The sequence below is a fragment of the Mesobacillus sp. ABV4_180 genome, from assembly GCF_056158485.1.
In genome coordinates, this window is the sequence record NZ_JBSWTJ010000001.1 from 4,253,446 (window position 1) to 4,277,010 (window position 23,565).

At 44.0% G+C, this 23,565-nt stretch carries 25 protein-coding genes; 8 read left to right on the plus strand and 17 right to left on the minus strand.

The window, feature by feature from the left end; genetic code table 11:
• The first annotated feature begins 76 nt into the window (after positions 1-76).
• Positions 77-3,160 (plus strand): efflux RND transporter permease subunit, encoded by a 3,084-nt coding sequence (locus ACXAEA_RS21630; protein ID WP_475097907.1) that lies wholly within the window; start codon positions 77-79, stop codon positions 3,158-3,160.
• Positions 3,161-3,212: 52 nt separating this feature from the next.
• Here ACXAEA_RS21630 and ACXAEA_RS21635 read toward each other — a convergent pair whose 3' ends face one another.
• The 6 genes from ACXAEA_RS21635 to ACXAEA_RS21660 form a co-directional block, all read right to left on the minus strand.
• On the minus strand, positions 3,213-3,662 hold the full coding sequence (locus tag ACXAEA_RS21635) for a GNAT family N-acetyltransferase (RefSeq protein ID WP_475097908.1): 450 nt from the start codon (positions 3,660-3,662) through the stop codon (positions 3,213-3,215).
• Between the two features lie 18 nt (positions 3,663-3,680).
• Entirely contained in the window at positions 3,681-4,508 is an 828-nt protein-coding gene (locus tag ACXAEA_RS21640; protein WP_475097909.1) for an MBL fold metallo-hydrolase, read from the minus strand.
• A gap of 42 nt (positions 4,509-4,550) precedes the next feature.
• Positions 4,551-5,240: a Dph6-related ATP pyrophosphatase gene (locus ACXAEA_RS21645; RefSeq protein ID WP_475097910.1), complete on the minus strand. Its 690-nt coding sequence runs from the start codon at positions 5,238-5,240 to the stop codon at positions 4,551-4,553.
• Positions 5,237-5,761, minus strand: a complete 525-nt coding sequence (locus tag ACXAEA_RS21650; RefSeq protein ID WP_475097911.1) for a GNAT family N-acetyltransferase — start codon at positions 5,759-5,761, stop codon at positions 5,237-5,239. The genes ACXAEA_RS21645 and ACXAEA_RS21650 overlap by 4 nt, the downstream gene beginning before the upstream one ends.
• Positions 5,762-5,902: 141 nt before the next feature.
• The gene (locus tag ACXAEA_RS21655) at positions 5,903-6,079 is read right to left on the minus strand and encodes an SE1832 family protein (RefSeq protein WP_475097912.1); all 177 of its coding nucleotides are present in this window, start codon (positions 6,077-6,079) and stop codon (positions 5,903-5,905) included.
• Between the two features lie 97 nt (positions 6,080-6,176).
• A complete protein-coding gene (locus ACXAEA_RS21660) occupies positions 6,177-6,374 on the minus strand; it encodes a DUF378 domain-containing protein (RefSeq protein WP_475097913.1) in 198 nt (65 codons plus the stop codon).
• Positions 6,375-6,555: 181 nt separating this feature from the next.
• Here ACXAEA_RS21660 and ACXAEA_RS21665 point away from each other — a divergent pair, with 181 nt between their 5' ends.
• Together ACXAEA_RS21665 and ACXAEA_RS21670 are read left to right on the plus strand one after the other, a co-directional pair.
• Positions 6,556-7,428, plus strand: a complete 873-nt coding sequence (locus ACXAEA_RS21665; protein ID WP_475097914.1) for a MerR family transcriptional regulator — start codon at positions 6,556-6,558, stop codon at positions 7,426-7,428.
• 667 nt (positions 7,429-8,095) lie between these two features.
• A complete protein-coding gene (locus ACXAEA_RS21670; RefSeq protein WP_251485982.1) occupies positions 8,096-8,191 on the plus strand; it encodes a putative holin-like toxin in 96 nt (31 codons plus the stop codon).
• Between the two features lie 197 nt (positions 8,192-8,388).
• On the opposite strand, the gene ACXAEA_RS21675 is transcribed toward ACXAEA_RS21670, so the two are convergent.
• The 5 genes from ACXAEA_RS21675 to ACXAEA_RS21695 form a co-directional block, all read right to left on the minus strand.
• Positions 8,389-9,843, minus strand: a complete 1,455-nt coding sequence (locus ACXAEA_RS21675; RefSeq protein ID WP_475097915.1) for a protein adenylyltransferase SelO — start codon at positions 9,841-9,843, stop codon at positions 8,389-8,391.
• A 312-nt stretch (positions 9,844-10,155) separates the two neighbouring features.
• Positions 10,156-10,761, minus strand: coding sequence for an NAD(P)H:quinone oxidoreductase (gene wrbA / locus ACXAEA_RS21680; RefSeq protein ID WP_475097916.1), 606 nt, complete (start codon positions 10,759-10,761; stop codon positions 10,156-10,158).
• Positions 10,762-10,830: 69 nt separating this feature from the next.
• Entirely contained in the window at positions 10,831-11,814 is a 984-nt protein-coding gene (locus ACXAEA_RS21685) for a ring-cleaving dioxygenase (RefSeq protein WP_475097917.1), read from the minus strand.
• 156 nt (positions 11,815-11,970) lie between these two features.
• On the minus strand, positions 11,971-12,306 hold the full coding sequence (locus ACXAEA_RS21690; RefSeq protein ID WP_475097918.1) for a hypothetical protein: 336 nt from the start codon (positions 12,304-12,306) through the stop codon (positions 11,971-11,973).
• A 150-nt stretch (positions 12,307-12,456) separates the two neighbouring features.
• Positions 12,457-12,738, minus strand: coding sequence for a GNAT family N-acetyltransferase (locus tag ACXAEA_RS21695; protein ID WP_475097919.1), 282 nt, complete (start codon positions 12,736-12,738; stop codon positions 12,457-12,459).
• A gap of 383 nt (positions 12,739-13,121) precedes the next feature.
• Between ACXAEA_RS21695 and ACXAEA_RS21700 the strand changes: the two genes are divergently transcribed.
• Together ACXAEA_RS21700 and ACXAEA_RS21705 are read left to right on the plus strand one after the other, a co-directional pair.
• Positions 13,122-13,697: an MEDS domain-containing protein gene (locus ACXAEA_RS21700; RefSeq protein WP_475097920.1), complete on the plus strand. Its 576-nt coding sequence runs from the start codon at positions 13,122-13,124 to the stop codon at positions 13,695-13,697.
• A gap of 258 nt (positions 13,698-13,955) precedes the next feature.
• Positions 13,956-15,644, plus strand: coding sequence for a methyl-accepting chemotaxis protein (locus tag ACXAEA_RS21705; RefSeq protein WP_475097921.1), 1,689 nt, complete (start codon positions 13,956-13,958; stop codon positions 15,642-15,644).
• A gap of 59 nt (positions 15,645-15,703) precedes the next feature.
• On the opposite strand, the gene ACXAEA_RS21710 is transcribed toward ACXAEA_RS21705, so the two are convergent.
• Together ACXAEA_RS21710 and ACXAEA_RS21715 are read right to left on the minus strand one after the other, a co-directional pair.
• Complete coding sequence (locus ACXAEA_RS21710; RefSeq protein ID WP_475097922.1) at positions 15,704-16,672, minus strand: NAD(P)-dependent alcohol dehydrogenase; 969 nt, start codon at positions 16,670-16,672, stop codon at positions 15,704-15,706.
• A 211-nt stretch (positions 16,673-16,883) separates the two neighbouring features.
• Positions 16,884-17,414 carry a CBO0543 family protein gene (locus tag ACXAEA_RS21715; RefSeq protein WP_475097923.1) on the minus strand — a complete coding sequence of 177 codons (531 nt, stop codon included), beginning with the start codon at positions 17,412-17,414 and terminating at the stop codon, positions 16,884-16,886.
• A gap of 156 nt (positions 17,415-17,570) precedes the next feature.
• Between ACXAEA_RS21715 and ACXAEA_RS21720 the strand changes: the two genes are divergently transcribed.
• Positions 17,571-18,068: a CBO0543 family protein gene (locus ACXAEA_RS21720; RefSeq protein ID WP_475097924.1), complete on the plus strand. Its 498-nt coding sequence runs from the start codon at positions 17,571-17,573 to the stop codon at positions 18,066-18,068.
• Positions 18,069-18,161: 93 nt separating this feature from the next.
• On the opposite strand, the gene ACXAEA_RS21725 is transcribed toward ACXAEA_RS21720, so the two are convergent.
• Both ACXAEA_RS21725 and ACXAEA_RS21730 read right to left on the minus strand, forming a co-directional pair.
• Entirely contained in the window at positions 18,162-18,947 is a 786-nt protein-coding gene (locus tag ACXAEA_RS21725; RefSeq protein WP_475097925.1) for a glucose-1-dehydrogenase, read from the minus strand.
• Positions 18,948-18,960: 13 nt separating this feature from the next.
• A complete protein-coding gene (locus tag ACXAEA_RS21730) occupies positions 18,961-19,815 on the minus strand; it encodes a GRP family sugar transporter (RefSeq protein WP_475097926.1) in 855 nt (284 codons plus the stop codon).
• A gap of 167 nt (positions 19,816-19,982) precedes the next feature.
• Between ACXAEA_RS21730 and yfkAB the strand changes: the two genes are divergently transcribed.
• Both yfkAB and ACXAEA_RS21740 read left to right on the plus strand, forming a co-directional pair.
• On the plus strand, positions 19,983-21,101 hold the full coding sequence (gene yfkAB / locus ACXAEA_RS21735; RefSeq protein WP_475097927.1) for a radical SAM/CxCxxxxC motif protein YfkAB: 1,119 nt from the start codon (positions 19,983-19,985) through the stop codon (positions 21,099-21,101).
• Positions 21,102-21,236: 135 nt separating this feature from the next.
• Positions 21,237-21,407 carry a hypothetical protein gene (locus ACXAEA_RS21740; RefSeq protein WP_475097928.1) on the plus strand — a complete coding sequence of 57 codons (171 nt, stop codon included), beginning with the start codon at positions 21,237-21,239 and terminating at the stop codon, positions 21,405-21,407.
• A 117-nt stretch (positions 21,408-21,524) separates the two neighbouring features.
• On the opposite strand, the gene ACXAEA_RS21745 is transcribed toward ACXAEA_RS21740, so the two are convergent.
• Together ACXAEA_RS21745 and ACXAEA_RS21750 are read right to left on the minus strand one after the other, a co-directional pair.
• Positions 21,525-22,496 (minus strand): PstS family phosphate ABC transporter substrate-binding protein, encoded by a 972-nt coding sequence (locus tag ACXAEA_RS21745; RefSeq protein ID WP_475097929.1) that lies wholly within the window; start codon positions 22,494-22,496, stop codon positions 21,525-21,527.
• 102 nt (positions 22,497-22,598) lie between these two features.
• Positions 22,599-23,480, minus strand: a complete 882-nt coding sequence (locus ACXAEA_RS21750) for a GNAT family N-acetyltransferase (protein WP_475097930.1) — start codon at positions 23,478-23,480, stop codon at positions 22,599-22,601.
• Positions 23,481-23,565: the final 85 nt, after the last annotated feature.

Below are 23,565 nucleotides of genomic sequence, written 5' to 3' on the forward strand. Positions count from 1 at the left end.
TTTCATTGACAATTGACCACTCGGTCATTAGTATAAATACTTGAGTCTGATAAGTCAATTTAGGGTAGGTGTAAAAGTGAAAGGTTTAGTCAATTTTGTCGTAAGAAATAAACTTGCAGTTTGGCTCCTCACAATTATCATCACGGTGTCTGGTATTTATTCAGGTACGCGGATGAATATGGAGACAATCCCGAACATTTCCATACCATACTTGATGGTAATGGATGTATACCCTGGGGCAACACCTGAACAGGTCATGGAAGATGTGTCCATGCCTTTGGAAAAAGCAATCGAAAATCTTGAGGACGTGAAATTCGTCTATTCCAATTCTTATTCTAACATGTCGAATATCCAAGTTGAATACGAATACGGAATCGATATGGACGAGGCGAAACGTGCATTGGAAGCTGCGCTAGATACAGTAAAGCTGCCAGAAGATGCACAGGAACCTGTCATTACTGCAATCAGCATGAATATGATGCCGGTTGCCGCATTGAGTGTCAGCAGTGAAAAAGAAGATATCGTCGAGATCACCTCGACTGTGGAAGACATCTTGCTTCCTAAAATCGAAAAAATCGAAGGCGTTGCCTCTGCAACCATTACTGGTCAGCATGTTGAAGAAGTCGAGCTGACTTATAACCAGGCCAAGATGGCGGAACTCGGTTTAAAAGAGGACGACGTCAAACAAATGATCCAGGCAAGCGACCTGGCAGTGTCATTGGGCCTTTATGAATTTGAAGAAGGTGAACAGGCTGTTGCCATCGACGGCAAGTTCATGACAGCTGATGAGCTGAAGAATATGCTGATTCCCGTTAAACCTTCTGCAACAAATCCATTGCCATTCGTGAAGCTTGGCGACATCGCAAAAATTGAAGTGGTCGGGAAAGTCCAATCGGTATCACGCACAAACGGCAAAGACGCCATTGCCATTCAAATCGTTAAAGGGCAACAGGCAAACACCGTCAGCGTCGTGAACGCTGTTAAGGACCTGATTAAGGAAGAAGAGAAGAAAATCGACGGTCTTGTCATTGATGTCACGCTTGACCAGGGCGAGCCAATTGAAGAATCGGTTTCAACAATGGTCGAAAAAGCATTATTCGGCGGATTGATTGCTGTACTGATCATCCTGCTGTTCCTGCGTGATTTTAAATCGACGATCATCTCGATCGTATCCATCCCAGTCTCGATTTTCATGGCTTTGCTGATTTTGAACTGGATGGACATCACACTGAATATCATGACCCTTGGTGCGATCACCGTCGCAATTGGCCGGGTAATCGATGACTCGATCGTAGTTGTTGAAAATATTTACCGCCGCCTTCATTTAAAAGAAGAGAAATTAACAGGCCGTGCACTGATCCGGGAAGCAACGATTGAAATGTTCAAACCAATCCTTTCTTCAACATTGGTGACAGTCGCAGTATTTGCGCCGCTGATCTTTGTTGGCGGCATGGTTGGCGAACTATTCATGCCATTCGCATTGACGATGACGTTCGCACTAGGCGCTTCGCTAATCGTCGCCATAACAGTAGTACCTGCTTTATCCCATTTTCTATTCAGGAAAAAGTTATATGGCGAAAAGACTGAAAGCAGCCATAAAGAAACTGGCAAACTATCAAACTGGTACAAAGGCATCCTTCAATGGACGCTCAACCATAAAGTCATCTCCTCCATCCTTTCCGTTGTTTTACTCGCAGGAAGTCTGGCGTTGACGCCGCTGATTGGTTTCAGCTTCATGGGCAGCGAGGAAGATAAGGTGATGTACTTAACCTACACACCTGGAGCAGGCGATCTGAAAGAAGATACATTGGCGAATGTTGAAGCAGTGGAAGAAAAAATGCTCAAGCACAAGGATATCGACATCGTCCAGATCTCAGTGACTGAGAGCGGCGACCCGATGGCCGCGATGATGGGCGGAGGCAGTGACGGTGCATTAATGTACCTGATCTTCGACCCAGAGATGGAAAACTTCCCGGAAGTCCGTGAAGAAATCGAAGAATATGTGTTCAACATCGACCAATCCGGCGAATGGAAGAGCCAGAACTTTGCAGCTGCTTCCATGTCCTCGAACGAAGTCAGTTACAATTTTTACAGTGAAGATCTTGATAAGCTAAATGAAGCTGTAAAAATGGTCGAAGACGTCATGAAGGATAACGATGGCCTGAAGGATGTTTCTTCAAGTGCAGAAGAAGCTTTCGTTGAATACACCTTCAAGGTAGAGCAGGAAGAATTGCTCCAATATGGGCTTACGACAGGGCAAATCGTTATGATGTTACGCCCTGATCAATCACAGGAAGTCTTGACAACAATTGAAAAAGACGGCAATACACTGGAAGTCATCGTCCAGCAGGAACAGGCGGCACAGCCAAAATCCATTGACGACATTCTGGACACACCAGTACCGACAGCCCTTGGTACGACAATGCCTCTTTCCGATCTGGTAAAAGTCGAGCAAGGGACAACATTGAACACACTTGCGCGTAATAAAGGCGAATACTACGCAACCGTTTCAGGAACGATTCTTGGCGAAGACATTTCAAAAGCAACATCTGAAATCGATAAAGAAATCGAGAAATTAGATCTGCCAAAAGGTGTGACATTGGACGTTGCCGGTGTGGCTGCAGATATGACCGAAACCTTTACTCAACTTGGAATCGCCATGCTTGCAGCAATCGCAATCGTGTATTTCATCCTTGTTGTCACATTCGGTGAGGGACTTGCACCATTCGCAATCCTGTTCTCCTTGCCATTTGCGGTAATCGGATCATTTGTCGGCCTGTGGATCGCAGGCGAGACCATCTCGGTATCCGTCATGATGGGTCTATTGATGTTGATTGGGATCGTCGTTACAAACGCGATTGTCCTCGTTGACCGAATCATTCATATGGAACGTGACGGTCTGGGAATGCGTGATGCGATCCTCGAAGCCGGAGCAACGCGATTGCGCCCAATCCTGATGACAGCAATCGCTACCATCGGCGCACTGATCCCGCTCGCAATCGGATCAGGCGGCGGCGGTCTCATTTCGAAGGGACTTGGAATCACTGTAATTGGAGGTTTAGCAAGTTCCACATTATTGACATTGATCATCGTGCCAATCGTGTATGAAGTATTATCGAAGCTTTTCAAGAAAAACCGTAGAGAAATAGAAGAGAATTAATGTTGAAGCCCTGCGAGGATATACTCTCGCAGGGCTTGTTTTATTCCATTCATTAATATGACTTAACCTTCACCAAATGTGTATTTTCACTAACTTCGAATCCCAATCTCCTATAATAATGACAAGCCCTTTCGTTTGATGGAGTCGTTTCTAATTGAATAGCAGCACAGTCTCCACTTTCTTCTAACTGTTTTATAAAATAACTGCCGATCCCTGCGTTTCTGTATTTCTCTTTGATATACAATTCATCTACGACCAGGATATTCCCACCATATTCATTGCTCCAAAAGTGAACAAGGATGGAGTAACCAATGACTTCATTCTTTTTCAGCAAAAGGACAATCCTGATTTTTTCAGGATGATTTTTATACTCATTAACTGTAGCTGCCACTTTTGACAGTTCCATTGGCTTGCCCTCGGGGTCTTCTCGGTAGAGCGCGTTCACCATCCCCACGAATTCACTATAATCATGGTCCTCATAGTCTCTTATAACAATATCCATTCGAAATCCTCCTTTTGGTTAGGAGTTCACCGATTGATTACGTTCGTTAATGACGGAACGGACAATATGGAGTGAGTCCCATTCTCCCGCAGATAAAAATACAATTGGATATTTTTTCGGAAACAGTGCGGCATTTATTTCTTCAGGAGCATTTCCTTCATCATACATTTTTAAAATAGTTCCTTGCAGCTCCAATAAATAATCCCGCTTTCTTTTTAAAGCTGCGCGCCCTTCACTCAAATGGCCTGCGTGACTGCAAAACACCTCTTCAAAATCATAGGTCAAGAGTTTCGTTAATGAGTCAATCATGACCGGCACACTTTCACCCCGAAGAGCAACCTTCGTCTTTTCCTGGCAGTACAGATCTCCAGTAAAAAGCTGTCCAGTTTCTTCATTTAAAAACGCCACATGGTCTTCAGCATGCCCGGGAGTATGAATTACTTTCCATGATGCATTTGGCGAATGAAAGCTATCCCCGATGGGTTCCGCCCGAAATGGCTTGCGCTTCCCCCAAAACAGCTGCCGATACATTGGGTAATCCGCCTTCCCCTTGCAGTACTCAATCATCAAGTCATTCATGAAAAGCGGCCGCTGTAACTCTTCCTGCAAAAACGCCGCGCACCCCGAATGATCCTCATGGTAATGAGTCATTACCACCTGGTCAATAGTAAGCTCCTTAAAAAACGGTTTGAAGTAATCGCCTAGCGACCTTGCCCCCGTATCAATCAAAACCCCATCAATATAATAACTATGGACATTCAATCGGACATTTTGGAAAGACACCTTCCCATTGCCCATGATTACCCCATTTACTGTCTCCTGGGCAAAACTCTTTTTTATTGACATGGACTCTTCTCCCCCAGACAATTTTATGGATCCTTCCCCTGCCTACTTATTGTTTGGAAGGAGATCTATGTACAGAAATCGGTCCTTTTTAGTGAAAAAGTCAGGTGTTACTTTTTGTTCGCCTAACTCAAATTTGATTGGGAATTTAAAATTGGGCCCGTCAAACACAAAGGAATGAAACTCCCCATTCTCTCCGCAAATATCATGAGTTTCCTTCGGATAATCTATGATGAACTCCCTGTCATATACTCTGCCTGCGAAAGTTTTATCCAGTTGATCCATATCAACGCATGTAAGGATTGTTTTAAATCCAAGGCTTATGAATTCTTCGCTGATCTCCTCTACAGGGATTTTCCATAGAGGAAATATTGGCTTGATCCCTGTTCCCGATAGCATTTTTTCTCTGTACTCCCGGACATCCTCCAGATGAAGATCCCCAAATGCCATATGTGTAACCCCGTCTTCTTTCATTTTAGAAACGGCGTTCCCCATAAGCTCCTGATACTTCTCATTCGGGCAATCCTGCGGAATCCACACTTCCCTTAAAGGAATCCCTAAAGACTCGGACTGCAGCTTAAGCAGCTCATAACGGACTCCATGAATCGAAACACGGTCAAATCCTTCCGTCAGCGTCACCAGCAATGAATCAATCTCGTATTCAGCTTGATTTTGAAGTCTATATAATGCCAGCGTGGAATCCTTGCCCCCGCTAAAACCAACTACTACCTTCATTCTCTGCCTCCCAAAATCGCAGGATTAACTGCTACTTGTACGATTTGTTTTTCCCCATTCTTCTCAAAAACCTTATATGGACCCATCCCGATTTTCTCAGCGACCTTTTGTGAAGCAAGATTTCTTATCGTCGTATATGAAAATACCTTCGGGTAATTCATCTTTTCAAATGCATATTGCTTACAGGCAAACGCAGCTTCTGTCGCATATCCTTTATTCCAAAAGCTCTTAATGATATGGAAACCAATCTCCGGGACCGTCTCATCTTCAATTCTTTGCATCGTGATGCCACAATCCCCAATGAATTCTTCCCCATCTTTTAAAATGACCGCCCACAATCCATGGTTATGAATTCTGTAATTTTTCATATTCCAGCGAATCCATTGTTCCACCTTCTCCAGACTAAACGGCTCAGAATAAAATTGCATGGACTCCGGATCAGAAAGAACCTTCGATAACTCTTCTGTATCCTCCAAAAGCAATTCCCTTAAATACAGTCTCTCAGTTTCAATTATTTTCATGGATTGAATCACCTGCTTTAGTGAAATAACGATTCGACAATACCTTTATTCAATAACTTCAACAACATCCAGCACGATTCCTTCCCGTTCCTTCGATTCAAAAGAAAAAGCCTTATTCTTTAAAAGAATAGGCTTCTGGTTTTACATTTCCCGCAGCATCTGGTTAAGCGAACTTAACTCCTCTTCAATAGCCGCTAGCCGTTTTTCCAGCGGATGAAGATTACCCTTTATCGACTCCAGCTTTTCAAGATTATGCTGAAGCTGTAAGTATTCGTCCTTTAATTCAACGATTTTATATTCAATCTCACTCTTATTCATTTCCTGGTCCACTCCCTCCTTTCTTTAGGATAGACATATTGATGTTTTTATTTTATCAAAAAAGGCGTACAGATTGAGTTCTGTACGCCTTCCGTAATTATTTATTTACTTTTGATAAAAGTGTGATGCTGTAGATTGCAGCCAGGCCAACAAGGATATAGACCACTTTCGCAATTGGACTGTCCATCCCTCCGAAAAGCCCTCCAACCAAATCCCATTCAAACAAACCGACCAGAAGCCAATTTAATCCGCCGACAATAAGCAATACTAATGATAACAAATTTAAATTTTTCATAATCGCACCACCGTTGTATAATTTTTGTATAACCTTACAATTACATTATACAAAACCTATACAAAAATGGCAATTATTTTTACTTTATTATTTTAAACACCTGAAAATGGCGTATTTTAGGCTTTTAAAATTGTGTAAGTTTTGTATAACTTGTATACAATAATGAGTGGTGGTGATAATTTTGTATAGTATCAAGCAAGTTTCGGAATTACTGGATATCCCGGCCGTAACAATCAGGGCCTGGGAAAACCGCTACAATGTGGTGAAGCCTTCCCGTACCGAAGGCGGTCACCGTCTTTATAGCGAGAAGGACTTAGAAATGCTGAAGTGGATTAAGACACAGATTCACGATCACAACATGAAAATCAGTGACGCCGTCAGGCTTTTACAAGAAATCGATCATACTCCTGACACACCTCCAACCGAAAAAAATAAGTTCGATGGAGTCCAGGAAGAGTTATATCATGCCCTGATCAACCTTGACACACAAGAAGCGAATCGAATTGTCGACCTTACATTTTCCTTGTATGACTATGAAGAGGTATTTCAATATATTTTGGTGGACGTTTTGTATAAGGTTGGGGATGAGTGGGAGAATGGCGCCATCACAGTCGCCCAGGAGCATTTTTCATCGCAGTTCATCATCAACCGCTGCACCCAGTTCCTGAGGATCCTGCCTGTGAATCAGCACCTTCCGAAAGTGCTGGCATTCTGTCCCGAAGGTGAGCACCACCAAATCGGGCTGATGATCTTCAGCATTTTTTTAAAGAAAAAAGGGCACGACGTCATCTATTTGGGACCGAATACACCACTTGAAGGATTAGCGGAATTGATCAGGATGAAGGGCATTTCCTTTGTAGCGATTTCGATGACCAATCCCGGTCCTATTAAGAAGGTGGATGACTGGATCGTATCCATTCTGAATACAAATCCAGGACTGAAATTCATCATCGGCGGCAAATGCATCAACGATTGTGCAAAACTTGAATCTAAATCAGTCTCCTACTCACTCGGACTCGATTGGGATAAATGGTATCGCTCTTTTATGCGTTGAAAACGGCCTGGGTGGGAGTTCCAGGCCTTCTTTTTGGATGCAGTATCACATTGATGACCTTAATTGCCAGCTCGCACAGTTCTGACTGGGTTTCGTGAGCAAAGCCTCTCTTTATGTTACTGTGATTACGATTTTCCTCGCATTACGGGCACATATTTCTCTTTTATATGACCGTAATTTCGATTTCTCCCACTTCACGGGCACATAATCCGCTTTTATGTTACCGTAATCTTCATTTCCCCCGCTGCACGGGCACATAATCCGCTTTTATGTGACCGTAAACTCTCATTCCCTCGCTTCACGGTCACATATTTCTCTTTTATGTGACCGTCATCTTGATTTTCCTCGCATCACGGGCACATATTTCTCTTTTATGTGACAGTCACCTTGTTTTCCCTCGCTTCACGGGCACATATTTCTCTTTTATGTGACCGTCATCTTGATTTTCCTCGCTTCACGGTCACATAATCCTTTTTTATGTGACCGTACTCAAGCATTTCCTCGCACTTCGGGTACATAACCTCTCATTAATAAAAAATTACTTCAACCGAAATCGGCTCTTTCACCGTATAGCAGACCGTATTTCATGTTTATACTTATTCTGTACAGCAAATGCGGGGTGGGCAGCGGTCATTCCTCACTTTCTTCACGAAAGGGGGTGACGCTGATGGTGACTTACGAAGCAATGAACATGATGATTAGTTTTGCAACATTGATCATTGCCGTAGTTGCATTGGGTATTTCTGCAAACAAAAAGAAATGACCTACCCTGCATCGCCACAATGTTTGAGTAGACCATTTCTTATTCATTCTATGGGCCGCTGCACGTCTGCAGCATGCTGTACATCTGAGTTTCCGGTTGCCGCCGGAGGCTCTTTTTTAATATATGGACTATTTACCTAAATTATAAACATCGTAAGGTTAAAAAGCAAAAAAGGCAATCAATCTTTGCCCCTGAGATTATGTCCCGCAGAAAGTGCGGTAAGGCTTCGCTGACGGCGCAGGCGGTGCACAGAATTCCGTTTGCTCTTGCGAATAGGCATATGGGTCAGCCAGAACCCTTAGCAATTTTTCCATCACACTCATATCACCATTCAAAGCAGCCGCGAGGGCCTCTTCTACCTTGTAGTTTCGCGGAATGACAGCCGGATTGCTGTCACGCATGAGCTGCCGGGAAGCTTCCTTCGATTGTTCCTGGCGGCCAAGCCGATCCTGCCATTTTTCCTGCCACTGAATGAAGTCCTCAGCCACAAAAAGTTCCGTGCCCTCAAGCTTGCCGGCGGTCAATGCCCTGAATGTGTTGGTAAAATCCGCTTTATGCTTCTGCATCAAATTAAGCAGTCCAGAGATAAGGGCTTTATCTTCTTTTTCCTCATTAAAAATCCCCAGTTTCGCACGCATTCCCGCTAAAAATGCCCCTTCGAATAACCCTGGAAATTCTGAGAGTGCTCCTTCGGCCAGTTGAACAGCCTGGTCTTCGTCCTCATGCAACAAAGGCAGCAACGCTTCCGCTAATCTCGAAAGGTTCCAGCCGCCGATATATGGCTGGTTCCCGTACGCATATCGGCCTTCGCGGTCAATCGAACTGAACACGGTCGCTGGGTCGTACGTGTCCATGAACGCGCAAGGACCATAATCTATCGTCTCGCCGCTGATCGTCATATTGTCAGTATTCATGACACCGTGGATAAATCCAACCATCTGCCACTTCGAAATCAATTCAGCCTGGCGCTTGATGACCGCTTTTAACAGGGAAAGGTAACAGTCTTCCTCACCTTCGAGCTCGGGATAATGCCGCTTAATAGCATAGTCAGCCAGTTCCTGCAAATCCTCTTTCTTTCCCCAATTGGCTGCGAATTGAAAGGTACCGACACGCAAATGGCTTGCTGCCACACGCGTCAAAATCGCGCCGGGCTGCATTGTATCACGGATGATCTGCTCGCCGGTTGTGACGACAGCAAGGCTGCGGGTCGTCGGAATGCCAAGTGCATGCATCGCTTCGCTGATGATATACTCCCGCAGCATCGGGCCAAGACCGGCACGGCCGTCACCGCCACGGGAATAAGGAGTCCGCCCCGGCCCTTTGAGCTGGATATCGAATCGCTCACCCTCAGGAGTCATCTGCTCACCCAGCAGGATGGCACGTCCGTCACCAAGCATGTTAAAGTGCCCGAACTGATGGCCAGCATACGCCTGCGCCAGAGGCGTTCCTCCTTCAGGAATCTCATTTCCGGCAAAAATACCCGCCTGCTCTTTTAATTCATCCCCATTCAAGCCAAGTTCCCCGGCCAATGCATGATTAAAAATGACCATATCCGGTTCCCGGACAGGTTTCGGATTTTGCAGGGTAAAAAAGATTCCCGGCAACCGGGAATAGCTATTGTCAAAATTCCAGCCCGCCTGATTGTTCGTCATTGGATTCTCCTCCTTTTCTATCTCTTCATACTTTAAGTATACCCTTTTAACACTTCTGTGACGCGCCAGAGTTTTATTGAAGGAGTTATTCTAAACGTGGATTCAGCTTCATTTAAAAACAGCCAACCTCCAACTGAATCAATAATTCAACAGAACGAAAAAAGCGAACAGTTCTGCACTGTTCGCTTTTTCATAAGACGGAAACACAAGAACCGTCCCCATGTTTTACCCATGTTTTACGCTTTTTACGCCGGAAGCACAAGAACCGCCCCGTGCTTCTTTGCCTGAAACAGTAGAACCGTCCCCGTGTTTCTATTGATTCCCGTTCTTAACCCATCCTGCGACGGTAACGGTCCGCTTTGCCTGGTATTTCACTGCTGCTTGGACGTCTTCGACCATATTGCCGTCCTGGTCGACAGTTACGCTTGTGCCGTATGGGTTTCCGCCTGCTGCGAATGTCACCTGGTCGGTATAACCCGGCGCGGCGACGATCGCACCCCAGTGGTACATCGTTGTATACAATGACAGAATCGTTGCTTCTTGTCCGCCGTGCGGGTTCTGAGCGGAGGACATCGCGCTGACGACCTTGTTCGCCAGTTTGCCTTTAGCCCACAGGCCGCCGGTTGTATCAAGGAATTGCTTCATTTGTGAAGGCATGTTCCCGAATCGTGTTGGGACACTGAAAATGATGGCATCAGCCCATTCAAGGTCATCCGGTGTGACTTCAGGGACATCCTTTGTCGCCTCGACTGTCGCTTTCCAGGCATCATTGCCTTCGATCGCAGATTCAGGAGCCAATTCTTTCACTTTAAACACTTTCACTTCAGCGCCTGCTTCCTTTGCGCCTTCCGCTGCCCATTTTGAAAGCTGATAATTCGTTCCGCCCATGCTGTAAAAAATCACTGCTAATTTAACCATTTTAGTTCCCTCCTTATTAAAATCATTCAATTGGAGTTTTCCACAAAAATGACCTGTACAAACAGTGGTTTACAAATACTCTTTTTCAATATCCCTTGTGCTGCGTACGGTATCGATCGGGCGGACAAAATCCTCGATCTGCTCACGCTTCGATTCAAGGAACGGAGGCAGGGATAATTTTTCCCCGAGGGTTTCATATGGTTCGTCCCCCATGAAGCCAGGTCCGTCTGTCGCCCATTCGAACAGAATACCAGGTGCCACTCGCGCGTATAATGATTCAAAGAAGAAGCGGTCAACATACCCTGAGGTGCCAAATCCGGATGCTTTCATGTGATCGATCCACTCATGCAAAACTGAAGTGTCGGCAACCCGGAATGCCGCATGATGCACGGTGCCAAATCCCTGGCGGCCAGCCGGCAGCACTTTATTGTCCTCGACGATAACCTGAGCACCGTTCCCTCCTTCTCCCATTTCGAATAAATGCAGAGTACTCTCTTGCCCGATTTCGCGCATATGCATCACTTTTTCCAACACTTCTTTAAAATAATCGAAGCGTGAGATGCGGATATGAATTGGTCCAAGGCCAGTAATCGCGAACTCCAACGGAACCGGACCGTTCTGCCATGGAGTCCCGGATGTAATGCCTTTATTGAACTCATCCGAAATCAGCATGTATTGCTGTTCATCAAAATCGGCAAACGAAATCGTTTTCTTTCCGAACAACTCCTTGATGCCTGTATGCTTGACGTCGTATTTATCGAATCGTTTGACCCAGTAGTCCAGCGCCGCATCTGTCGGCACGCGGAACCCTGTTTTGTAAATCTCGTCTGTTCCGTGCGTTCCCTTAGGAATGCCAGGAAAATCGAAGAAAGTCATATCCGTACCCGCAGACCCTTTATCATCCGCAAAAAATAAGTGGTACGTGCGAATGTCATCCTGGTTGACCGTCTTTTTCACAAGACGCATTCCCAGTACATATGTGAAAAACTCGTAGTTTTTTTCCGCGCTGCTTGTAATTGCCGTTACATGGTGTATTCCTCTTAATTCATTCATCTGTATCTCTCCTTTTATCTTGAAATCGAGATATTACCTCAAAAAAATATCTATCATTACTATATCCTTTTTCCCATCGAAAAAACAAATTATCTTGAATTCGAGATAATTTTATCATGCTGGTATTTTCATGTCAATGGGTTCGTTTATCCCCGGTTAATCACCAATAGCATAAAGATGCTTCTTTTGCTCGATCGCTTCCTGGCATAATTCTTTCAAATCTTGTGCAAAGTCACGTATTGCATGGTTTATTTCTGTTTCCACATAAAATCTCTTTAATAACTCTTCACATATGACGATTAACTCATTGATTTCTTTAGCATTTAAGACTGTTCGTTTATACCGGTCTAATTGAATCAGTAATGTCAAAGGATCCTTCTTTTTTGTTTCTCTTATTAAATAATCGTGTATTTTTTCTTCAAACCTTACATATTCTTCAGCCATTGACGCTTCTTTATCGGTCACAGCAATAACAAAATCAATCCCACACATTAGTTGATGACCATCCCTATTCGTTTTCTGACTTTCTTATTATACCGGACATTGCCATTCGAACCCAATTAGATAGCATACCGATAGATGCAACGATCATCAAAGTGTGAACTGCATCAGCAAAAAAGCCTATGAGTAAAAACTCAAGGCCTAAGTCTTCAAAACCTCTCTGTATTCCGGCTTCTTCTCAAGTTCTTTTTTAGCATAGGAGCACACCGGCTCGATCTTCAAACCCTCATTCTTCGCTTTCTCCGCAACATGACGGATCAGTTCTTCGGCCACACCCTGGCCACGATTCGCTGGATCCACACCTGTATGGTCGATCACCAGAACCTCATCTCCATCCCGAGTAAAAGTCACTTCCCCGACTTCGAGCCCGTCTGCATCCTTGGCGACAAAACGGCCATCTTCTTCCGCATATTGAAATGACATAAACAGCACCTCCTGTTTTGAATTTTCCAGTTCAAATTATGAATTAGGTTATGTTCCTTTAATACCCCTATACACAAAAACTTATTCCCTTGATTTTGAACAAGCCATTTCAGTACTATTTTTTTGTTTTCAGGTCAAATGAATCGTTACCTGCGATTTATTCGCAACTTCTAAGGGTTTATTCGCAAAAAACGCATTTTATTCGCAAACTGTAAATATCTTCTAAGTTTACAGGAACTGATCCAAGATGGTCGTGTAGATTTTTACATTATCAAAAATAGAAGAAAGTTTTTTGGATTAAAAAAGTTATTTTTACCATATTACGTATTTATCTTGAACCGTACTATATAATGAGGAGAATACTGGAAAAAGGGGTGAATGAATTGAAAAGCAATATGAATCAGTTGTTTAATGATCAAAGATGTGTGCATGTCCTATATTCCTATCATGGAATGGAAAGGTACATCGAACAGGCAGTTAATTTTATTCAAGATGGCATCGCCGCGGGAGATTACGTGATTCTCATTGAAAGTGAACGTGTATACCCTTTAATCGATAAAGAACTAAAAAAACGGTTAACGACAGAGCAATGGGAGTTCGTTCACCATATAAACAACTTCGATTTCTATTATTCTAGTGGCAGCTATCACCCTCCTGCCATCACACAATACTTTGAAAAAACCGTACAGCCTTATGTGGAAAATCAAATTACCTTTCGATCATGGGCTCATGTGGAATGGGCTACCATGGAAGATCCGCTGCATCTAATCGAGGATTTTGAAAAAGTGGTGGACGAAGCGGTAAATCAGCTGTCGTTTCCATTAATCTGCGCCTATGAAGGGGATAAGATGCCCGACCACCTTAAAACGATTCTGATGGAAACACACCCTTACGTTTTAGTGGAAGATGATCTTATCGTCTCTGAACAATATGTGCCCTTGATTGATGCAAAAAAATAGATGAAAGATTTTTTACACTTTAGGATTCGCTAAGTGATGGCTCTAATATAAAATAACTTTACAAGATTCTTCGTAAAAAACGATTAGCCACCCCTTTTAATCCTTCAAAGATTCCTAATTTCCCCTCCAATACCCAATCATTTTTTTAGACATTATCCCCCTCCACCTGACCCTTACAATATCTTAACATCCAATTTACAATGCCTCTGTATAATTTATCCTATAGGACAATAGTATGATAAATTGGAGGTCTTTGTTTTGAAGCTTGCAACCAAGTTTTCACATTTCACCCTGGGCACCCGCCTGCTGTTCTTATTCCTCTCGCTGCTTTTGATATCGGTCGTCACCGTGGGTGTCAGCTCTTATATGAAAGCGAGAAGCATGGCGGTTGACACAATCGAGGATCGCCTCGAAAGAGAAGCTCAATTAATGGGATACATAGCCGAAAATTTAAAATTTGTATATGTCAGTGACGAAGATTATTTCAGGCAGCAGCTTGAAAGCAATGTCCGCTCACAGCAAAAAAAGCTGCAAGAGGACGGCATTGCCTCTGATTTCTACTATATTAGCGAAGGAAAAGCGACTCCCTTCAATGTTAGCAAAAAGGCAGAGGTTCCTTTTTCCAGCCAACAGCTTAAGTCGATTCAGGAATCCAAGAACGGGGTTGTTCACTCCGTATTCAATAGACAAGACTACACCGTTGCTTTTCAGGAAATGAAGGAAATCAACGGTATTTACGTCATCCTGATTCCAACCAGTACATATATGGGACCCGTCAATGAAATGGCTTATTTTACAATCGCTGTTATCTTCATCAGCTTACTGGCTGCCACGATTTTGATCAGCCTGTTTGTAAAAAAAGTGACGAAACCTTTGAACGCGCTGAGAAACACCATGAAAAAGGTCCGCGAAGGCCGCCTGCAAAGCGCGCCTGACATCCGAACCTCGATTCCTGAAATCAATTCATTGCAAAAAAGCTACAACAGCATGATCGAACAGATGATGAAGATGGTTACAGAACTGACCGCTACGACAAAAGAGTTGGGCAATACAGGCAATGAGCTGAAGGATTCATCGCAGAGCACCCTGGCAAGCAGCCAGCAGCTAGTCGCCGCCATCCACCTCGTCAAAGGAGGAGCCGAGCAAACCGCAGCCAGCTCAGAGACAAGCGTCAGAAGCTTTAAAGATATGAAAGACATGATTGAAGCCCTGGTAACGAATATGGACAGTGTCTTCAGCAGTTCTGCGAGGATGAATGAATCAGCTGTGAATGGCGAAAAGAGCATCGGCCAGCTAATCTCGACGATTCATTCTTACGAAACAGACTTCAAGCAATTAACCAATACGGTCCATCAGGTAAAAGAATACTCACATTCGATCACGAATTTAGTTGGCATGGTAAAAGCAATTGCAGACCAGACGAAATTACTGGCGCTCAATGCCTCAATCGAAGCCGCACGCGCCGGGGATGCTGGCAAGGGCTTTGCCGTTGTCGCCAATGAAGTAGGCTCACTTGCAGAACAATCTGCAAAAACTGCAGAGGACATCACTCGTGCGATCAACAATATGGAGAAAATTACGATGGGGGCAACTGCTGAATTTGATGAGATGCACTCAAAAATCAACTCAAATTTAACCATGGCAAGCAGTTCACAAATTTCCTTCGACGAACTGATGAACGAGATTTCCTCCGTCAGCGACAAGCTCCACTCCATGCAAGGCGAACTGGAAAACCTCGAAAACACGCTCCCACAATTAGCTGATGGAGCCGAGAGCTTCCTGTCCGTTTCGCAGGAAACACTGATCAGTGCAGAAGAAATGCTTACAGCAAGCGTGGTCCAGGTTCAGCAGATGGAATCCACCGATGAAATTGGCTTGAAGTTGAACAGCCTGGCCAAATCATTATCCAAAATCACCAGCCAGTTCATTCTGCAGGGCAAAGCCTGATCGATTTTCAGATCAGGCTTTTTATTTACAGCTTCTTAAACCATTGCGCTGAACATTTATCAAACCGTGATGACTACTTTTCCCTGGGAATGCCCTTCTCCAAAATACCGGAAAGCTTCCCGGACTTCACTCAGCTTATAGGAACGGTCGATAACGGGCTTAACTTTGCCGGCTTCGATAAGCTCCTTCATAAATTCCAGATCCTTCTGTTTTGGCCTCTGCAGAAAGCTGCCGATTTTCTTCCTTGAAGTCATTGAAATCCAGGGCCCATGAAGCATAGCCTGGTACATTTGAGATTCAGAGCCGCCGACGTGAACAAAGCTCCCCTCGGGATTTAATACTCGTTTATATGCTGAAATCGAATGATGGCCGTTCACACCCAGAATTAGGTCATAACTCTTGGGTTTCTGAGTAAAGTCATCTTTTGAATAATCGATTGAATGGTCTGCTCCTATTGACCGCAGAATGTCCAGATTTCTTGTGCTGCAGACCCCCGTTACCTCAGCTCCGAACGATTTAGCAATCTGCACAGCGAACGTCCCTACACCCCCAGAAGCCCCATTGATCAGTACCTGCTGTCCAGACTGGATCTTGCCTTTGTCCCTTAGACTCTGAAGAGCTGTCACCGCAGCCATCGGAACAGCGGCAGCTTCCTCGAACGATAGATTCACCGGCTTCAAAACCAGGGCATTTTCAGGAACAGCCGCATATTCAGCAAACCCGCCCCATCCACAGCCAGAAAGATCACCGAATACCTCATCACCAGGCTTAAACTGTTTAACATCCTTCCCTATCGCTTCAACCCTTCCAGCTATGTCCCCTCCAGGAACAGAGTATTTTGGTTTTAACAGACCAAACGCGAATCGGGCCAGAAAAGGCTCTCCTTTTAAAAGGACCAGGTTCCCGTAATTCACCGATGACGCATGGATTCTTACCAATACTTGATGATCCCCGAGAATAGGTTTTTCCACTTCCTTTACTTCAAGAACATCAGGCGGTCCATATTTATTGCAAACAACAGCTCTCATAAAAGCCTCCTAATCTATTTAGTGAAACAGCTAAAAAAGACCCATATATATAAGCTATTCCAGTTTGATGTGAGTCAAGACTGCCGCAATAAATAAATTATTTTACCGAGTATTAAGATGTACCGTTCCTCGAAGTTGAAACATATAAATTCTCCTTAATAAAAACAAGACCTGATCCAAGTAAAGGATCAGGCCATTTTTATGTCTAGCATTATCTAAAAACCCTGGAAGGCACATCAAATTGGTTCCATAAAAACAAAATAAAAATAGCGGAAGCAATCCAGGCAATCAAAGGCCTGTGAAAATGAATTTTCAAAATCAGGAACATGACGGCATTAAATAGCGCGGACCACCAGATGCTCCAGCCATTGAAGTATTTGATCAGGTTAAATTGAAGATCCACCAGTTCATTGGCAAAATAAAGGATCAGCCACCCTGTATAATAGATAAATTTCGTTATAATACCTTCTTTCGGAAAGTTGGCTAGATAAGCTAAGCATGTTGCTGGATATTTTATTGCCATGATGGAGAAAGAGATGTGCGTATTCGTAATTCCTACTTCCTCATCTCCCGGCGCGGGGATATATTTCCACATGGGATAATGATCTGACAGTAAATAAAGGTAGATAAAATCTCCAAGGGTAAGGAAAAGGATTGTTGGATAGTACACTTTCCAATTTTTCCAATCTCCCCATTTCAATAAGATCCCGATCCAAACTATCGCATAAATCGCATTGATCATAATCTGATCACCTAACTCCCTTAAAATTCCCCTTTTACGTTATCATTTCCAACATTTCGGAATATTACTTTTTAAATCACCTATAATGACGGGAGAATAATCTCATTTATAGAAGGAATGATAAAAACAATCATCTGCAGACAGGAGGTCAAACTATTGAGGAGGAGAAAACTTGAAAAGAAGACACTAAATTACCTATTCGTTTTTGGCTTACTGTCTTTTTTTCATCTTTTAAGAAAGCCGCCTGTGAAAGATTGGCTCATGATTTTCTTATTGAAAGGTTACATAGCCTCCATTTTAGATAATGTACTGGTCAAGAGAGGATATTTGAAATATCCTGTTTCTTTATTTAAAACCTTCGATATCAGTGTTTTATTCAGCTATCTTATCTTTCCGGTAACCTGCATCTATTTCAACCAGATTACCAGGCAATCCAGCTGGATCTCGATTCTATTAAAATCACTATTATTCAGTGCACCATCAGCCGCTATGGAGGACTGGCTTGAAAAAAACACAGATTTGATTCGATATAAAAAGAGTTGGACCTCCCTCCACAGCTTCGCCTCAATCGCCGGTACATTCCTGTTAGTCAGGTTTTTTATGGGCGGTATCCGGAAGATCGAACAAAAACAACAAAAAATGAGTCCGGACTGATTCCAAGCACCTTCATTATCCTTTTTTCACCATAACGAAGGGCCTATCCAATATTGATAGGCCCTCTGTTTTTTCTTTTGTGCTAAGGCAGACTCAACCCTTCCCAGCCTGGAACCCAGGATATTGGGTCATCCCGCCATCAGCGAACAGCGTCAGGCCGGTGACATAGCTGGCTTCACTCGAAGCAAGCCACACCGCACATGCCGCAATCTCTTCCGGCTTGCCAATATACCCCATCGGAATTAGCTCAACAACCCCTTTTTCCAGCTCCGGATCAGCGAACTTTTCAGCATTGATTGGTGTATCAATTGCACCAGGGGCAATGCAGTTCACACGGATGCCATGCGGGGCAAATTCAAGTGCGAGCGTTTCGGTCATCAATTTTACACCGCCCTTGCTTGCTGCGTAATGGACAAAGTGAGGCCACGGAATTTCCTGATGGACGGACGACATATTAATGATCGAGCCTTTGATTTTATGCTCAAGCATATAATCAATCGCTTCTCTGCAGCCCAGGAACTGCCCCGTCAAATTGGTCGAGATGACCTTGTTCCAATCGTCGAGTGTGAGGTCCTCTGAAGGGACTTCGTTTTCGATTCCGGCATTATTGACCATGATGTCCAGGGATCCATACGTTTTGACGGCATGCGAAATCATCCGTTTTATATCCTCTTCTTTTGTTACATCCCCCTGGATCGCACTTGCGCTTCCTCCAGCTTTTTCAATGGTCTCAATGATGCTCTGGACATCTTCATCTTCTTTAAAATAATTGATGACAACCTTCGCCTTTTCCGCACCGAATCTTTCAGCCATTGCTCTCCCAAGACCGGTTCCAGCCCCTGTAATGACCACAACTTTCCCTTCAAGATTTGGATACATTCCAATCGCCCCTTTATCTTTTTGTAACGCCCAGTAATACACCGCCTGCAATGATGAGCAGGCATCCCAGCAGTACCATCCAAACCTGTTTTTTACTGCGCTTTTCATTTAAGAAGAAAAGTCCGCCAATGGTCGAGATCACGATTCCTGTTTGTGATAAAGAAAAGCTTGTCGCCACTCCGATTTTTGGGAGTGCAAGCAAAAGCCCAAGATTCCCTGTACTCCATAGCAGGCCGGTCACAATATTGCGGATGGCATACTTGTTGTACGGTTTACCGCGCATCGTCAGCAGCATGGCGCCGACAATCATCCCGATCGCCTGGGGAAGAATCGCGGCCCAGCCATCGATGTTGAACCAGCGTATTAATACGACATAACCAACAAACCCTAACGTCGAAAGAAGCAGGACGAGGAAGCCTTTTTTCAAACTCTTTGACTTCCCTTTGTCATCCCCCTGTCTCAGCGAGGTGAGCACTGCCCCGGCAATGATCAACGCCAGCGCTGCAATCCCGATTACGACACTCATCTTCGTATCCCATTCTTTAAAAATAAACACTCCGAAAAAAGTCGTGCCAATCAGCTGTAAGCCCGTCGACATCGGTGCCGTTTTGGCTACGCCCAAATAACGGACAGCCCCAAATTGATTTTTTTGGCCAAGTGACCAAAACAAGCCCGAAATAAAACCCACTGTCCAGACAAGAGTCGATAAATCCGGCCTTTTATAAATGAAAACTCCAATTGCAAAAATCAAGGCCCCTATTGTCGTACCAAGGGTCTGGCTGTCTTCATCACCGCCGAGCTTATTGCTGACAAACACGATGCTGCCCCATGAAACGGCTGCAAGCAAGGCTAATAAAATTCCGGTCATATGCGAGTACCCCAATCTATTTTTACTATTCTTATTAGGTTGCAGTAAAACCCCTCATCCTATTCAAGCAAAATCTCATCCAAAATAGGGGGGACGGAATACACGAAAGCATGGCCACTCAGCTATAATGAAGAGGTTTTCCTAAATAACTAATTAAGGAGTCAATCATGTCATACATAAAACCAATCACCCCTCAACACGACCCCTGGGAAGCTTACCTTGATGTCGAACAATACGGCAAGCCTCAACTCACCAATATCGAATTCACGACAACGACCCTTTGCAATATGCGCTGTGAGCATTGCGCCGTCGGTTACACGCTGCAGACAAAGGACCCGGATGCACTTCCATTGGAACTGCTTTTGCACCGGCTGGACGAAATCCCGAAGCTTCGCTCATTGAGCATTACCGGCGGCGAACCGATGCTTTCCCTTTCCTCCGTAAAAAATTATGTCATGCCGATCTTAAAGTACGCTTCTGAACGCGGTGTCCGTACGCAGATCAACTCCAATTTGACGATGGATCTATCGCGGTATGAGATGATCATCCCATATTTGGATGTGCTGCATATCTCACACAACTGGGGCACCGTTGATGACTTCGTCGAAGGCGGATTCGCGATGATGGAAAAGAAACCTGACTACCAGCAGCGCGAAAAATATTTTACAAGAATGATAGAAAATAGCAGAGAGCTCGTGAAAGCAGGCGTCATGGTATCGGCCGAAACGATGCTGAACAAGCGTACCCTGCCATATCTCGAGAAAATTCACAAGCAAATCGTCGATGAAATGCACTGCCAGAGGCATGAGGTGCACCCGATGTACCCTAGCGATTTCGCAAGCAGCCTTGAATCCCTGACACTTGAAGAAATTCGCGGAGCGATCCACCATCTGCTCGACGTCCGCGACGAAAACGTGTGGATGCTGTTCGGAACGCTGCCATTCTATGCATGCAGCACTAAGCAGGAGGATCTGGACCTTCTCAAACGTCTTTATAACAGCAAAAATGTAACTGTAAGGAACGACCCGGATGGCCGTTCGCGACTCAATGTGAATATTTTCAACGGCGACATCATCGTCACCGATTTCGGCGACACTCCGCCGCTTGGCAACATCCAGACAACAAAGCTCGAAGACGCCTATCAAACATGGCAGGACTCCGCAATTGCCCGTGAGTTGAGCTGCCACTGCCCGGCTGTATCCTGCCTCGGCCCGAATATCCTGGTGAAAAACAGCTACTATCAAGAAGCCGATTTTAGCAAACTCCGCCATAATATCAGTAAATAACACGCTGCCGGTTTTTGAACCGGCAGTTTTTTTGCGATGGAAAAATCTTAATAAAACTCCTGTATTGCCTTAATATTCCCCATTTACACTATGGTTAACATCAACTTTCATCCTAATCGACAGGAGGATTCACAAATGAAAAGCAATCTTTCTACAGAAGAAATGATGAAATTAACAGAACTAAAGACGCATCTACTCAATGCCCAGAACCAAAACGAGCGCCACTCAACACTAAAAGAGATCGAGCAATTGCTCAACAAAGCGAAATACCGGCATAAGTTCATGTCGGCATTAAATGAAATGTGATAACAGTGGACTCCACTGTTATTTTTTTTTGCTAATCAGCCCGAGACCATAAAAAAAGAAGCATGGGATCCCATGCTTCCTTTTTGTTCATTTCAATTCTTCGATTTCTGCAATCGCTTATTTCAAACCTTCAAGTTCTGCAATTGTTGCCTGAATGTCTTCGTCTGTCAGTGGTGCGAAGCCTGTTTCTGTGGCAACATCTTGTGCGTTATTCATTGTGTAGATCGCATAATCTAGTACTTGTGCTTTTTCTTTTGCATTGTTTACGTTCAAGTATGTGAACACTGGGCGTGTGAATGGACCGTATTCGCCGTCTTCCTTGATTGTTTCAAGGGAAGGTTCAACTGGTCCGTTGCCGAAATCAACATTTACTGCAGCCAGTTTATCTTTGTTATTTGCATAATAACCATAGCCGAAGAAACCGATTGCGTTCTTGTCTTTTGAAACTAGGTCAACCAGTGTAGAGTAGTCTTGCTGCAGGTTGATGCCTTCGACCAGGTCTTTTTCTTCTAGAATGTTTTCAAACATGAATTCGTATGTTCCGTGGTTTTCGTTAGGGCCATATGTTTTAATCTCTTCAGCCGGGAAGTCAGGGCGGACATCAGACCATTTCTTCTTTCCACCTTCAGCCAGGAAAATAGAGACAACTTCTTCTTTTGTCAGTTCCTTTGCCCATTCGTTATCTTTATTAATGACAATCGTCAATCCATCCAAAGCAACTTTCATTTCTTTCACTTCGATGCCAAGCTCTTCAGCTTTTGCCTTTTCTTCGTCTTTGATCTGGCGGGAAGCATCGTTGTAGTCTGTTCCTTCTTCAACTAGGAATTTCTTGAAACCAGCAGAAGTCCCAGAGCGGCTAACTTCTACAGATACATCTTCTTGGTTGGACATATATTTCTCAGCCATTTTTGCCATGAACGGGTAGACAGTACCTGAACCGTCGATCACGACGCTGCCTTCAAGTTGAGTTTCAGTTTCCTTTGATCCATTTGTTGTTTCCGCGCTTTTCTCTCCATCAGAGCAAGCAGTTCCGAAAGCCATCACGGAAGCAAGCATTGTGAACATCGCTAACTTTTTAAAACTCTTCATTCCTTAATTCCCCCTAATATTATGTCCCTTGCTACAAGTACAAATTTACTAGAGAGATATTAATTGGGTTTTAAGGAGTTGTAAATTAATTGAAAAGGATTGTTAAGAAATATTAAGTTCCTTCACCATCCACACTTGTTCTTCCCATTGGCTGAATCCTGAATCCGTCAATAACTGAAGAAACTCTAACTTCTCCTCTGGCGTGTTGACCGTTGTCCGTTGGAAAGCACCATCCAGCGGCGCGAAAGAATGCTTAAGGAGCGTTTTCATGATATTAAGCCTGTCAGTCCGGCCCTCCGCGACTTCCAGCTGCAGAAGTCCAATGCTTGCCACCACTCCGTCTTTATACATTTTTTTAAAAAGGGAAAAACCTGCGATTTCGTTCTGCTCATCTCTCAGGATCATCGCATTGCCATCATGGATATTGTCTTTATGATTTTGCCAAGACGTTTTATGCTGGTAAAAATCAATCTTGGATAATTCACTCGGTGACACGTATTCAACTTGATCGTTTTTGGAATCAAAAACACCTTCCGAAAAAGGTTCATTGTACTGGAGAAATTTCAACTTCCTCTTCACCTTAAAACCAAGAGATTGATAGAGCTGGATGGCGGCTTCATTTCTTGAGATTGCTTCAAGGGTTGCATATTTCACCTGGTTTTCCCGGTAGATCTCCAGAGCCGCGTACATCAACTTTTTTCCTACACCCTTCCCCCTTAGCTCCTTCGCTACCCCGGTGCCGCCATTCCAGGCAATCTTCTCACCATTGATGGTTTTGATTCCGCTTAGCACAATTCCCGCCGGCTTCCCTTCATGGTAAGCGATGACAGAGTACTCCGGCGAAATTTCATCCAGGCCAAAGCGCCTCGAGAACGACTCAATCGTTTTGCTCTGATCGTAAAAATACCCCTCAAACCCTCGATTGTAAGCCTCTACCCCATCCTTCAACGGACAATCACTTAATCTCTTAATTTCAATGTTCACAATTATTCCTCCCCTTATTGTAAAAATAAACCGACTGTTTAGTTTATTTTATTCTTATTTTTTAAAAAATTCCAAAAAACCTTTC